Origin of the sequence: Streptomyces asoensis, from assembly GCF_013085465.1 — a bacterium.
Taxonomy (GTDB): Bacteria; Actinomycetota; Actinomycetes; order Streptomycetales; family Streptomycetaceae; genus Streptomyces; species Streptomyces cacaoi_A.
Genome location: NZ_CP049838.1, coordinates 9,379,191 through 9,392,132, shown reverse-complemented (window position 1 = coordinate 9,392,132; position 12,942 = coordinate 9,379,191). Strand labels below are relative to the sequence as shown.

Below are 12,942 nucleotides of genomic sequence, written 5' to 3'. Positions count from 1 at the left end.
CCCGCGGCCGTTCCGGCGAGTCCCACTCCCCGAACCGTAGGCGGAGGCACTGACAATCACGTCAGGCGGTGTCCGGAACCGCCGTCACGTCGCCCGCCGCGCAGCGCGGGTAGAAGGACTCCGGGCCGGCGTGGAGAAAGTCGTCCGGGGGGTCGTAGCCGGTTCCGTCCGCCGTGTCGGTGTACTCGTGGGGGTCGTTCGTGAGTCCCGCGGTCCTGTCGCCCAGACGGGCCCGTGTCTCGTACACGCCGTCCCCGCTGTAGGTGTACGCCAACAGGTCGGGATACCTGTCCTGGTTGTTGTCGGCGACGGCGATGTCCTTCACGGCCCCCATGTCGAGGTGAACCGTCCTCTGCCCGCGGCCGGTGTCGGAGAAGGGTCCCAGCCTCAGCTCGGAGATCTTCGGATCGATCGGGTCGTCGCCTCTCTGTCCCCCTCCGGCGACGACGACCAGGTCGGTCCATCCGTCGCCGTCGAAGTCCGCGACGGCGGCACGCACGAACTGCTGGTGCTCCCCGGCCCGGTCCGCCAACGCGCGTACCCCGGCCCTCGTCTCACGGGCCGAGCCGACGCCGAAGGTGATCGTCAGCCGGGCACCGACCCGGGACGGGTCGACGACACGGTCCCGATAGCCGTCGTTGTTCACGTCGGCCGTCAGCTCCCCCGCTGCCGTGAGACACGCGGTGACGGCGGACGGCGCGGTCGGGGGCAGGGGCGCCCTTCCTCGAGAGTCCTCGCATCCGGCGAAGAGCAGCAGCCCGGCGGCGGCCCAGGCGCCGCGCCTCAGTTGCCTCTTGCGTGCCTCCGCCACAGCGATCACGGCGCCCAACTATCGCACACCCGTGTAAGGGTTGATCGGGCCTCCGGGGAGGCGGGCGGGCGGCACCGGGACGCGCACCGGCCCGAGATCGAGGCGCTCGCGTCACTCGACCCGGGCCCGGCCCGGCACACCGACAAGGACCTCAAAACCCAGGTCCGGCACCGGGGCGAGCCGGTCAGGGGGACAGACATGGGCACCGGTCGACCGGCACTGGTGCCACCCTTCGGCCCCGCTCCACCGCTCCGAGCCGCTGCCTTCAGCTCTCCGTGTCCTTCGTCAGCCCTCCGTCCTCCGTGCCCTTCGTCGGTCGGCCGGGCGGGGCGTCGCCCGCGGTGAGGTGTTCCAGGACCTCGACCAGTTCCTGGCAGGCGAGTTCCACGGAGCGTCTGGTGTTGCGTTGTTCGGTGATCACCGCGGAGAGCAGCAGGGCGGTCAGGGCCATCGTCCCGTTGAAGGCCTGGAGCTTGATCATCACTTCGACGCGGGTCAGACGGTCGAAGGGGCCGATGCCGTCCGTCGCGGCGATCGTGGCCATGACCGATGTGAAGAGGGCGCACAGCATGCTGCCGACGAGCTGGAACCGCAGCGCCGCCCAGATCAGCAGGGGATAGACGAGAAAGAGCAGGCTGACGGGGCTGCGTGTGGCCAGCGGGACGAGGGCGCCGGCGATGAGGGCCAGTCCTGAGGCCTCTTTCCAGCGGGACAGGTGCAGGGGCCGGCGCATCCCATGCAGCACGAGCAGGACCGGCGTGACGATCAGAACGCCCATCGCGTCGCCGACCCACCAGGCCAGCCAGACGGGCCAGAAGCTGTGCGTGCCGAGCTTGTCGGTGAGGATCAGGAGACCGACACCGACGGTCGAGCTCACCAGCATGGCGGTGAGGGCGCCCAGGAAGACCAGCGCGAGGCCGTCCCGTAACCGGGCGAGGTCGTTGCGGAAGCCCACCTTGCGGAGCATGAGGTACGCGCAGACGGGGGCGGCGGTGTTGCCCACCAGGTTGCCGATCACCACGGGCCGTAGCGAGGTCAGGGAGAGGACGACGAAGAGGGCCCCGAGGGCGATGCCCAGCCAGCAGCGGATCCCCAGGATCAGCAGACAGGCGAGCGCCACGCCCGTGGGCGGCCAGATGGGGGTGAAGATCGCGCCCTCGACGACGAGCTGCCGCATGAGCCCCAGCCGCCCGGCCGCGTAGTAGCCCAGGGCTACGGCCAGTGTCTGCACGGCGAAGACGGCTGCTCGACGCAGGTCCGGGGTAGCCACCACAGCAGCCATCAGACACCTGCGCGGCGCGGTCGGCGAGGCGAGACGCGCGGTGTCCGGCCCTATGGCTGAACCAGGGGGACGTCCGGCGCCGTCAGCCCGTCGTGTCCCACCACCAGCACGGCCGCGTCGTCCTCGTGCCCCACGCGCTCGGCGCCCTTGATCACCGCGGCGGCGAGGGAGTCCGCTGTCATGCCCGCGACGGCGGCGATGCCGGCGAGCCGTACGACCTGGTCGAGGCCCTCCTCGACGCTCAGGGTCGGCCCCTCCACCACGCCGTCCGTGAGCAGGACGAACACTCCGCCCTTGGTGAGCCGGTAGCGGGTGACCGGGTAGTCCATGCCCTCCTGGACCCCCAGGGGCGGTCCGCACTCGTCCTCGGCGACGCCGGACTTGCCGTCCGCCGTGGCCCACACACACGGGATGTGCCCGGCCCTGGCGCTCTCGAGGAGCCCGGTGGCGGGGTCGAGCCGCATGAAGGTGCAGGTGGCGAAGAGGTCACTGCCGAGGGAGAGGAGCAGGTCGTTGGTCCGGGCGAGGAGCTCACCGGGCTCGCTGGTGACGGAGGCGAGGGCGCGCAGACCGACCCGCACCTGACCCATGAACGCGGTCGCCTCTATGTTGTGGCCCTGGACGTCGCCGATGGACAGGCCGATGCGCCCGTCCGGCATCGCGAAGGCGTCGTACCAGTCGCCGCCCACGTTGAGGCCGTGGCAGGCGGGCGCGTACTGCACGGCCAGGCGGAAGCCGGGTGCCGCGGGCAGATCCCTGGGCAGCATGCCGCGCTGGAGGGCGAGGGCCAGCTCCACGCGGGAGCGTTGCAGCTCCGCGCGTTCGCGCGCCTGGGCGGTCAGCGAACCGAGTCTGGCCAGCAGCTCGTCGCCGTCGTCCGTGGGGCGCTTGCGGGACATTGATCACTCCGGCGGGACGGCAGCTCGTCGGGAGGGCAGCCACATCGGGCAAACCTCACATTTTACCTTTAGGGGATGATAGCGGCCCTGAGGCGCGGCCCGACAGGGGCGACGTCGCACAGACCTTCGACGGCCGCTGCGCGACACCTCGATCGGGTGACATTTCCCTGCACGGGCATGGAACCCCGTGAGCCCGCGCCGGACCGCCCGATGGGCGGCGCCGGCGCGGTCCTGCCGGCTCACACGCTGAGCGCCGCCCGTACGGTCTGCTCGGCGCCCGTTCCGCCGTCGCCGGAGGAGGTCACCCGGCCCGCCTCCAGGACGTAGTAGCGCTGGGCGGCCCGCATGGCGAAGCCGACGTGCTGTTCGACGAGGAGGACGGAGAGTCCGCCACGCCGGGCGAGGGTCAGGATCGTCTCCTCGATCTCGGCGACGACGGACGGCTGGATGCCCTCGGTCGGTTCGTCGAGCAGGAGCAGCCTCGGCCGGGTGACCAGGGCGCGGGCGATGGCGAGCTGCTGGCGCTGGCCGCCGGAGAGCAGACCGGCCCGGCGGCCGGACAGCTCACGCAGGACGGGGAACAGGTCCAGGGCCTCGGCGATCGCCTCCTTCCCTCCCCCACCGCCCGACCGGCCCGACGCGACCCTCGGGCGGCCGTCGGCGACGAGCTGGAGGTTCTCGGCGGTGGTGAGGTGCGGGAAGGACTGCTGGCCCTGCGGGACGTACGCCATACCGCGGGCGACCCGCTGGTGCGGGGCGAGACGGGTGATGTCCTCGCCGTCGAGCAGGACGGCCCCGCCGGTCGGCTTGATCAGGCCCATGGCGGTGCGCAGCAGGGTGCTCTTGCCGGCCCCGTTGTGCCCGAGCACGGCCGCGACGCCGTCCTGGGGAACGGCGACGGTCACCGCGTGCAGCACGGTGGTGCGGTCATAGCCCGCCCGGACGGTGTTGATCTCCAACATGGGCTTCACGCCTCCTCGGCGACGGACGCGGCCGCGGCGGCGGGCGCGGGTCGGGGGGTGGGCTCGGGTTCGGAGGCGCGCCCGAGGTAGACCTCCTGGACCTTGGCGTCGGCCTGGACCTCGGCGACGGAGCCCTCGCTGAGCACCTTGCCGGCGTGCAGGACGCTGACGCTCCGGGCGTAGGCGCGCATGAAGTCCATGTCGTGCTCGATGACGACGACCGTGCGGTCCTCGCTCACCCGACGCAACAGCTCACCGGTGGCCTCGCGTTCGTCGTGGCTCATACCGGCGACGGGCTCGTCCAGCAGGAGCAGCCGCACGTCCTGGACGAGCAGCATGCCGATCTCCAGCCACTGTTTCTGCCCGTGGGCCAGCACCCCGGCGGGGCGGTCGCGCAGGTCGCTCAGGCCGATGGTCTCCAGGGCCCTGGCGACCGGCTCGGGCACGTCCTTGCGGCGCCGCAGCATGGTCCAGATCCCCCGGCCGGCGCCGGCGGCGATGTCCAGGTTCTGTACGACGGTCAGCTCCTCGAAGACCGTCGCCGTCTGGAACGTACGGCCGATCCCCAGCCGGGCGATCTTCTGTACGGGCCTGCCCAGCAGGTCCTGGTCGCCGAAGCGGACCGAGCCGGTCGCCTTGACCAGCCCGGTGACCGCGTCGACGAGGGTGGTCTTGCCCGCGCCGTTCGGGCCGATGAGGAAGCGCAGGTCGCCGGGGCGGATGTCCAGGTCGACGCCGTCGACGGCGGTGAACCCGTCGAACGTCACCCGCAGGTCGCGCACGGTCAGTCCCTCGCCGCTCATGCTGTCTCTCCAGTCGCAGGGGTACGGGTACGGCGCCGCCGCAGGACGACGCCGACGGAGGCGAGACCGCCGGGCAGGAAGCCGACCGCCAGGACGAAGAGCAGGCCTTGGAGGTACGTCCACGCGGCGGGGAAGGCGTCGGAGAGCGTGCTCTGCGCCCAGGCGACGGCGATCGCCCCGAGCACCGCGCCCACCAGCGAGGCCCGGCCGCCGACCGCGGCGCCGATGACGAAGCCGATGGACGGCACGATCCCGATCAGCGCCGGCGAGATGATCCCCACCGCCGGGACGAAGAGGGCCCCGGCGAGGCCCGCCATGCCGGCGGCGACGACGTACGCGACGAGTTTGACGTTGGCCGGGTTGTAGCCGAGGAAGCGGACCCGCTCCTCGGAGTCGCGCACGGCGACGAGGAGTTCGCCGTAGCGGCTGACGAACAGCTGGCGGGCGGCCGCCATCAGCAGGAGCAGGACGGCGGCGATGACGAAGTACACCATCCGCTGGTTGACCGGGTCGTCCAGCGAGTAGCCGAAGAAGCCCTGGATGTCGGTGAGGCCGTTGGTGCCGCCGGTGGTGGCCTGCTGACCGATCAGCCAGATGGACAGGGCGGCGGCGAGGGCCTGGCTGAGGATCGCGAAGTAGGCGCCCTTGACCCGGCGTTGGAAGACGAAGAAGCCGAGCAGTGCGGCCACCGCCATGGGCAGCAGGACGGTCATGGCGAGCGCGAAGCCCGGGTTGGCGAACGGCTCCCACCACCAGGGCAGGGCGTCGCCGGTTCCGTACAGCTGCATGAAGTCGGGCAGTGTCTCGCCGGTCGCGGCGGCGTCGGTGAGCTTGAGGTGCATGGCCATGGCGTAGCCGCCGAGGCCGAAGAAGACGCCCTGGCCGAGCACCATGAGCCCGCCCCGGCCCCAGGCGAGGCTCACGCCGACGGCGACGATCGCGTAGCACAGGTACTTGGCGAGGAGCGAGAGGCGGAAGTCGGAGAGGGCGAGCGGGGCCACACCGAGGAGGAGGACGGCGCCGAGGGCGAAGGCGCCGGGGACGCGCAGGCGTGCCGTCAGCGGGGTGGGCGGGGTCTCGGTGATCGTCGTCATGCAAGGCTCCGGGTGCGCAGTGTGTACAGGCCCTGGGGTCGCCACTGGAGGAAGGCGACGATCGCCACGAGCACGATGACCTTGGCGACGCTGACCGTCGTCGAGTACTCGAGGACCGACTGGAGCACGCCGAGCGCGAAGGCGGTGAGCACGCTGCCCTTGAGCTGCCCGATACCGCCCACGACGACGACCAGGAAGGCGTCGACGATGTAGTTGGTGCCCATCGTCGGGCCGATCGGGCCGACCAGGGTGAGCGCGACGCCGGCCACGCCCGCGAGGCCCGAGCCGATGAAGAAGGTCACGCGGTCGACCCGGCCGGTGGCGATGCCGGACACCTCGGCGAGGTCGCGGTTCTGTACGACGGCCCGGATCCGGCGGCCGAGCGGGGTGAGCCGCAGGACGATCGTGAGGGCGAGGACGCTGAGCAGGGCCAGACCGAGGATGAACAGACGGCTGCTGGCGAAGGTGACGCCGCCCATCGAGATGTTGCCGGTGAGCAGGTCCGGGGCGTGGGTCTGCACGTTGGGGGCGCCGAAGACGTCCCGGGCGAGCTGCTGGAGCATGAGCGAGACGCCCCAGGTGACCAGCAGGGTGTCCAGCGGGCGGGTGTAGAGGCGCCGGATGAGCAGCCACTCCAGCAGCGCGCCCATGGCGCCGGCCACCAGGAAGGCCACCGGCAGGGCGACGAGCAGCGAGACGCCCGCGTTGCTGATGGACTTCTGGAGGACGTACGTGGTGTAGGCGCCGGTCATGATGAACTCGCCGTGCGCCATGTTGATCACGCCCATCTGACCGAAGGTCAGGGTCAGGCCGAGCGCGATGAGCAGGAGGACTGCGCCGATGCTGATGCCGGTGAAGGACTGGTTGAGGATGACCGTCATGAAGCGGCTCCTGGTCGGGGACGGGGGTGCGGGCGGGCCATGGGCGTGACCCGGCCCCTGGACGGGGCCGGGTCCCACCGCGGGAGCGGGGAGCGGAGAGCGGGCCGGGATCAGGACGGGCCAGGGGTCAGGACAGGGCCGGGATCAGGACAGGCCGGAGGCCCAGTCGTAGCCCTTGAGGTACGGGTCCGGCTTGATCGGGCCGCCCGAGTTCCAGACCTCGGTGATCAGGCCGTCCGCGCCGACCTTGCCGATCCTGGCCGTCTTGTAGACGTGCTGGCTCGCGCCGTCGACGGTCACCTTGCCCTCCGGGGCGTCGAAGGTGATGCCGTCCGAGGCCGCCTTGACCTTGGCGACGTCGAAGGAGCCGGCCTTCTCGACCATCGCCTTCCACAGGTATACGGAGATGTAGGCGGCCTCCATCGGGTCGCTGGTCGGCTTGTCCTTGCCGTACTCGGCCTGGTAGGCCGCCACGAACTTGGTGTTGGCCGCGCCGGGTGTCGTCTCGTAGTAGTTCCACGCGGTCAGCTGGTCCTGGAGGTACTGGGTGCCGATGCTCTTCACCTCTTCCTCGGCGATGGAGACCGACAGCACCGGCATGCTCTTCGCGGTCAGCCCGGAGGACTTGTACTCCTTGAAGAAGGCCACGTTGCTGTCGCCGTTGAGGGTGTTGAACACGGCGTCCGCGCCGGAGTCCTTGACCTTGTTGACGATGGTGCCGAACTCCGTGGAGCCGAGCGGCGCGTAGTCCTCGCCGACCACGGTCATTCCCTTGGCCTTCGCATAGGCCTTGATGATCTTGTTGGCGGTGCGCGGGAACACATAGTCGCTGCCGACCAGATAGAGCTTGGTCAGGCCCTGCTTCTTGAGATAGTCGAGGGCCGGGACGATCTGCTGATTGGTGGTCGCGCCGATGTAGAAGATGTACGGCGACTCCTCCAGGCCCTCGTACTGCACGGGGTAGAACAGCGGCGACTTGTACCGCTCGAAGACCGGTTTGACGGCCTTGCGGCTGGCCGAGGTCCAGCAGCCGAAGGTGGCCGCGACCTTGTCGTCCTTGATCAGGGCCTCGGCCTTCTCCGCGAAGGTGGGCCAGTCGGAGGCGCCGTCCTGACTGACGGCCTTGAGCTTCTTGCCGAGTACGCCGCCGGCCGCGTTGATCTCCTTGATCGCGAGCAACAGGGCGTTGTGGACGGTGACTTCACTGATGGCCATCGTGCCCGACAGGGAGTTCAGCAGACCGACCTTGACCGTGCTGCCGGAGGTGTCGGCGGAGGCGCCGGCCGCGTCCGTCGAGGAGCCTTCACCCGTCTTGGCGCCACAGGCGCTGAGGGCGGCGGAGGCGCCGACCGCCGAGATACCGGCCAACAGGCCACGCCTGCTGATGCTGAGCCCGGACATACAAAACCTCCATGCCCCGAAGGGCGGTGCGAAGAGAGCGGAAGGACTCTGGGGAGGAAGGGGATACAACGCGCTTCAGTAGCCGCGGCGTTGGCGCACAGCCTGCGAGGAAACTGTTTCCGCCGCGTTTCCGCGCAATTGATGAACAGTTTCTGGTGGAAGCAATAAAGCGGGCCTTGATACTTCCTGGGGAAAGGACCTTATGCGGTAAGATCCCGCCCAACCCCGCACGGGGAACCAGAGTTTCGAGCGGAGGAGTGCGATGGCGAGACGGCCCCAGGAACTGCTCCGTCTGCTGACCCGGGCCGAGCGCCTCGCCGCCCGCCGACTCCAGTCCGTGCTGGAGGAGTTCGACTGCTCGGTGGAGGCGTGGTGGGTGCTGGACCTGCTCTCGGACGGGCAGGGACACCACATGACGGCCCTCGCCGACCACGCCTTCATGCCCGCCCCCAGCGCCACCAAGCTGATCGACCAACTCGTCGACCAGAACCTGGTGTTCCGCCGGGTCGACCCCGCCGACCGGCGCCGCGTCCTGGCCTACCTCACCCCGCGGGGCATGGAGCGCCGGCAGCAACTGGTCCGCGAGGTGCGGGCCGACCGGGCGGAGTGGGAGCCACTGCTGGGGGAAGAGCGCGGCGAACGGCTGGAAGTCCTGCTGGACCGGCTGGCCGACGTGCTCGAGGACGGCAGCGGCGCTACGACAACTCGTGCGGAGCGCGCAGTTGAGCGAGGACGTTGAAGTCGAGACCGTCCGCCTGCGCCAGATAGATGCGCTGGCGCACATGCCGGCCCTCCAGGCCGAGCAGGCCCCGCGGACCCTCGTACGAAACGGTGTCGGCGGCGGCCCCGATGGCGGTCACGTCCACGGTGCGGGCTCGTTCGATGAGCGCCGCGAGCAGCAGCACGCCCTCGTAGCAGGACTCGCCGAGACTGCCCGGGGTCGGGGCCGCCACCCCGAAGCGGTCGGCGTACCGGCCGTGGAAGTCCATGGTGTTCTGGTCGGCGAGTGAGGCGAAGAAACCGGCCGTGCTCCAGAGGTCGACGGTGGCCTCGGGGCCGCTGCCCAGCAGCATGTTCTCGTCCATCAGCGTGCTCAGCCTGAGACAGCGCTGGTCGAGCCCGGCGGCGGCGAAGGCCCGGTTGAAGCGGACCGCGTCGCTGCCGACCAGCAGCATCAGTACGGCGTCGGCGTCGGCCCGCTCGATCCGGCCCAGCACGTCCTGGAAGTCGTCGGCGCCCAGCGGGAGGTACGCCTCGCCGCACACCCGGCCGCGGGAGTCGCGTGCGTAGCGGCGGGCGGCCCGGGCGGTGCGCCGGGGCCAGACGTAGTTGTTGCCGACGACGAACCAGCGGCGCACGCCCCGGGCCTCGGTGAGCAGCCGCATGGCGGGCAGCAGTTGCGAGGCGGGGGTCTCGCTGGTCAGGTAGACGCCGTCGGTGCGCTCGCCGCCCTCGTACAGCGCGGTGTAGACGTACGGCACCCGGTGCGCGATCCGCGGAGCCATCGCCTGGCGCACCGAGGAGATGTGCCAGCCCGTGACCCCCTGCACCGCCCCGGTGGCCACGAGGGCCTCCACGTCCTCCGCGACCTGCTGCGGCTCGGCGCCCCCGTCGACCTCGAGGAGCCGCAGCTCCTTGCCGAGCACTCCGCCCGACTTGTTGATCTCCTCCGCGGCCAGCCGGGCGCAGGTCTCACAGGTGGGTCCGAACACCCCGGCGGGCCCCTGCATCGGGTACACGAGCGCGACGTTCAGGGTCGAGTCGTCGACCGTGAACCACTCGTGGGTACGAAGACGGACGGGCCGGTGCATGGCCCCATGATTGCCGCACCGCTCCCGCAGCCCAAGCGGCGGCCCGGATCGAGACCCATTCGCACATGCGGGCCGGGGCCCGGACGCGCGTCACCGCTCGGCGGGCTCGGCCTCCCGGTCCAGGGCGAGCGGCTCGGCCGCGTAGGTGATGCGGACGACGCCGTCGGCATGCCGTTCCGTGTCGCCCCGTACGCCGAACACGTCACGCAGGAGGTCCGGGGTCAGGACCTCCAGGACGGGGCCCGCCGCCACCACGGCGCCCTCGTGCAGCACCACGAGGTGGTCGCAGAGGCGGGCGGCCAGGTCGAGGTCGTGCAGGACGGCGAGGGTGGTGATGCCGGTGCCGCGGATGAGGTGGAGCAGTTCGAACCGGGCGCGGATGTCCAGGTGGTTGGTGAGTTCGTCCAGGACGAGCAGCCGCGGGCGCTGGGCGAGGGCACGGGCCAGCAGGACGCGTTGGCGTTCGCCGCCGGACAGGGTCGCGTAGTCCCGGTGTGCGAAGGGGGTGACTCCGCAGCGGGTGACCGCCTCGGCCACCGCCTCGCGGTCCTCGGCGCCGTCGCGGCCCAGCAGGCCGTGATGGGGGGTGCGGCCGAGCGCGACGATCTCGGTCACGGTCAGGCCGGTGGTGGTGCCGGCGTCCTGGAGGACGGCCGCCGTGCGACGGGCCGCGGCGCGGGCCGACAGTTCCCACACGTCGTCACCGCCCACCCGCACCACCCCGTCGGCGGGGCGCAGCGAGCGGTAGACCGTGCGCAGCAGGGTGGACTTGCCACTGCCGTTGGGGCCGACGAGTCCGACGATGTCGCCCTTCGCCGCCTCCAGGTTCACCGCGCGGAGGATCGCCTTGTGGTCCAGGGTGATGTGGAGCTGGTCCACGCTCAGCTTCATACGGTGTCCAGGCCCTTGTTGCGGCGCAGCAGCCACAGGAAGAAGGGGGCGCCGAGCAGGGCGGTGAGGATGCCCAGCGGCAGTTCGTTGGGGCGGTTGACGGTACGGGAGAGCAGGTCCACCACGACCAGGTAGACGGCGCCCAGCAGCGCGCTCAGCGGCAGCAGCCGACGGTGGTCGGCGCCGACGGTGAGGCGGACCAGGTGGGGGATCATCAGACCGACGAAGCCGACACCGCCCGCGACGGCGATGACGGTGCCGGTCAGGAGGGCGCTGATGACCAGCAGGACGGCGCGCAGCCGGTTGACGTCCACGCCGAGCGCGGTGGCGGACTCGTCGCCGGCGAGCAGGGCGTTGAGCCGCCGTCCGAACAGGGTCAGCAGGGCCGTGCTCGTCAGGACCACCACCGTGACGGTCGGCAGTTGGCTCCACTGGGCGCCGGCGACGCTGCCCAGCATCCAGAACATGACCGTGCGCAGTTCGGTGGGCGTCGCGAGCAGCTGGACGAAGCTGGTCACGGACAGCAGGACATAGCCGACCGCGACTCCCGCCAGCACCAGCCGGGTGGGGGCGAGCCGTCCCTGTCGCTGCCCGAGGGCGAACACCAGGGCGCCGGCCGCCAGCGCGCCGACGAACGCCGCGCCCGACACACCGAGTCCGCCCAGACCGCCGAGCGCCGCCCCGCCGAGGGTGATGACCAGCACGGCACCGAGCGAGGCGCCGTAGGAGAAGCCGAGGACGACGGGGTCGGCGAGCGGGTTGGAGACCAGGGTCTGGAGCACCGCCCCGGCGACGGCCAGGCCCGCGCCGACCAGGGCGGCCAGGGCGACCCGAGGGGCCCGGAAGGTCCACACGATCTGGTCCAGCGCCGGGTCGCCGGCGCTGCCCCGGCCGGTGAGGTGGTGGACGAGGACGCCCCACACGTCGGCGAGGGGGATGGTGACCGCGCCGATGCTCACCGCCACCACCATCACGGCGCCGAGGAGGACCAGCAGGCCGCCGACGGCGACGGGAAGCCGCAGGCTGCTCAGGCGCGGGCTGCTCGGTCGCGGGCTCAGAACTTGTCGGGGTGCAGCATCTCGGCGATCTTCGCGACCGCCAGGTCGTTGCTCGGGCCGAGGTACATCGAGTCCGACAGGGCCACGTACGTGTTGTTCTTCGCGGCGGGCCACTGGGGGAACTCCTTCAGCAGTTTCTCGGCGTATGCGGCCGGGTCGGGGTCGTTGTAGCCGATGACGACGAGGGCGTCGACGTCGGTGGCGGCCACCTTCTCCTTGCTCAGGTCGGCGAAGGAGGTCTCGGAGGCGGACGCGAAGGCGTTGGAGCCGCCGGCCTTGGCCAGGATGTCGTTGTAGATGCCCTTGGCGACGACCGAGCTGAAGTCGTTGCCGCCCATGGCCATGTTGGAGAACAGCACCATGACCTTGGGCTGTTGCTCGCCCTTCACCTTCGCGGCGACGTCGGCGATGTGCTTCTCCGACGCGGCGACGATCTTCTCGGCCCGGTCGCCGACGTTGAAGACCTTGCCCAGGTCACGCAGCAGCGTGTAGCTGTCGGCGATGGTCATCTTCGTGGTGTCCTGGTCGCAACCCTGCGGTGAGACATATGTGTTGGCGCCGACCTGCGTCAACTGCTCCCGGGTGGCGAAGCCGTTCTTCTCGTCGAAGCCGTACGAGGTCGTGGACAGCACCAGGTCCGGGCGCAGTCCGATCATCGCCTCGCGCGGGATGTCGTAGGCGTCGTTGAGCTTGACGTCACCGGTGGGCAGCGCCTTGATGGCGGCGGCTCGTCCCGCGACCTCGGACATGCCGTAGCTCTGCTGGTTGGCCACGATCTTGTCCTGGAGGCCGAGGGAGAGGAGCGTGGAGACCTCGGCGACCGAGGCGCCGTTCATGACGACGACCCGGCTCGGCGCCTCGCCGAACTTCTCGGAGACCCCGCAGTTCTCGAGCGTCACCGGGTAGCCGGACTTCGCGGCGGCCGCGGACGCCTTGTCGCCGCTGCCGCCGGCCGTGTCGGTCGAGGAGTCGGCGCCGCACGCCGTGGTGACCAGACAGAGGGCGCCGGCCAGGGCGACGGCGACCGGCCGTTTCTTCGACATGCGGGC

General features: G+C 70.8%; 13 protein-coding genes. 1 reads left to right on the top strand and 12 read right to left on the bottom strand.

The window, feature by feature from the left end:
• Positions 1-61: 61 nt before the first annotated feature.
• The 8 genes from G9272_RS41605 to urtA form a co-directional block, all read right to left on the bottom strand.
• Positions 62-820 carry an FG-GAP repeat domain-containing protein gene (locus tag G9272_RS41605; RefSeq protein WP_253268099.1) on the bottom strand — a complete coding sequence of 253 codons (759 nt, stop codon included), beginning with the start codon at positions 818-820 and terminating at the stop codon, positions 62-64.
• Positions 821-1,076: 256 nt separating this feature from the next.
• The gene (locus tag G9272_RS41600; protein WP_171401374.1) at positions 1,077-2,093 is read right to left on the bottom strand and encodes an MASE1 domain-containing protein; all 1,017 of its coding nucleotides are present in this window, start codon (positions 2,091-2,093) and stop codon (positions 1,077-1,079) included.
• A gap of 50 nt (positions 2,094-2,143) precedes the next feature.
• Complete coding sequence (locus G9272_RS41595) at positions 2,144-2,992, bottom strand: PP2C family protein-serine/threonine phosphatase (RefSeq protein ID WP_171401373.1); 849 nt, start codon at positions 2,990-2,992, stop codon at positions 2,144-2,146.
• Positions 2,993-3,231: 239 nt separating this feature from the next.
• Positions 3,232-3,954 (bottom strand): urea ABC transporter ATP-binding subunit UrtE, encoded by a 723-nt coding sequence (gene urtE / locus G9272_RS41590; RefSeq protein ID WP_171401372.1) that lies wholly within the window; start codon positions 3,952-3,954, stop codon positions 3,232-3,234.
• Between the two features lie 5 nt (positions 3,955-3,959).
• The gene (gene urtD, locus G9272_RS41585; protein WP_171401371.1) at positions 3,960-4,757 is read right to left on the bottom strand and encodes an urea ABC transporter ATP-binding protein UrtD; all 798 of its coding nucleotides are present in this window, start codon (positions 4,755-4,757) and stop codon (positions 3,960-3,962) included.
• Positions 4,754-5,851, bottom strand: a complete 1,098-nt coding sequence (gene urtC, locus G9272_RS41580; RefSeq protein ID WP_171401370.1) for an urea ABC transporter permease subunit UrtC — start codon at positions 5,849-5,851, stop codon at positions 4,754-4,756. Before urtC ends, urtD begins: the two co-directional genes overlap by 4 nt.
• Positions 5,848-6,732 (bottom strand): urea ABC transporter permease subunit UrtB, encoded by an 885-nt coding sequence (urtB, locus tag G9272_RS41575; protein ID WP_171401369.1) that lies wholly within the window; start codon positions 6,730-6,732, stop codon positions 5,848-5,850. Before urtB ends, urtC begins: the two co-directional genes overlap by 4 nt.
• Positions 6,733-6,876: 144 nt before the next feature.
• Positions 6,877-8,133 (bottom strand): urea ABC transporter substrate-binding protein, encoded by a 1,257-nt coding sequence (gene urtA / locus G9272_RS41570; protein ID WP_171401368.1) that lies wholly within the window; start codon positions 8,131-8,133, stop codon positions 6,877-6,879.
• Positions 8,134-8,395: 262 nt separating this feature from the next.
• Between urtA and G9272_RS41565 the strand changes: the two genes are divergently transcribed.
• The gene (locus G9272_RS41565; protein ID WP_171401367.1) at positions 8,396-8,872 is read left to right on the top strand and encodes a MarR family winged helix-turn-helix transcriptional regulator; all 477 of its coding nucleotides are present in this window, start codon (positions 8,396-8,398) and stop codon (positions 8,870-8,872) included.
• Here G9272_RS41565 and G9272_RS41560 read toward each other — a convergent pair.
• The 4 genes from G9272_RS41560 to G9272_RS41545 form a co-directional block, all read right to left on the bottom strand.
• Entirely contained in the window at positions 8,829-9,944 is a 1,116-nt protein-coding gene (locus G9272_RS41560; protein WP_171401366.1) for a substrate-binding domain-containing protein, read from the bottom strand. The genes G9272_RS41565 and G9272_RS41560 overlap by 44 nt on opposite strands.
• Positions 9,945-10,034: 90 nt before the next feature.
• Positions 10,035-10,835: an ABC transporter ATP-binding protein gene (locus G9272_RS41555; RefSeq protein ID WP_171401365.1), complete on the bottom strand. Its 801-nt coding sequence runs from the start codon at positions 10,833-10,835 to the stop codon at positions 10,035-10,037.
• Positions 10,832-11,806, bottom strand: a complete 975-nt coding sequence (locus tag G9272_RS41550; RefSeq protein WP_171402399.1) for a FecCD family ABC transporter permease — start codon at positions 11,804-11,806, stop codon at positions 10,832-10,834. Before G9272_RS41550 ends, G9272_RS41555 begins: the two co-directional genes overlap by 4 nt.
• 83 nt (positions 11,807-11,889) lie before the next feature.
• Complete coding sequence (locus tag G9272_RS41545; protein WP_171401364.1) at positions 11,890-12,936, bottom strand: ABC transporter substrate-binding protein; 1,047 nt, start codon at positions 12,934-12,936, stop codon at positions 11,890-11,892.
• Positions 12,937-12,942: the final 6 nt, after the last annotated feature.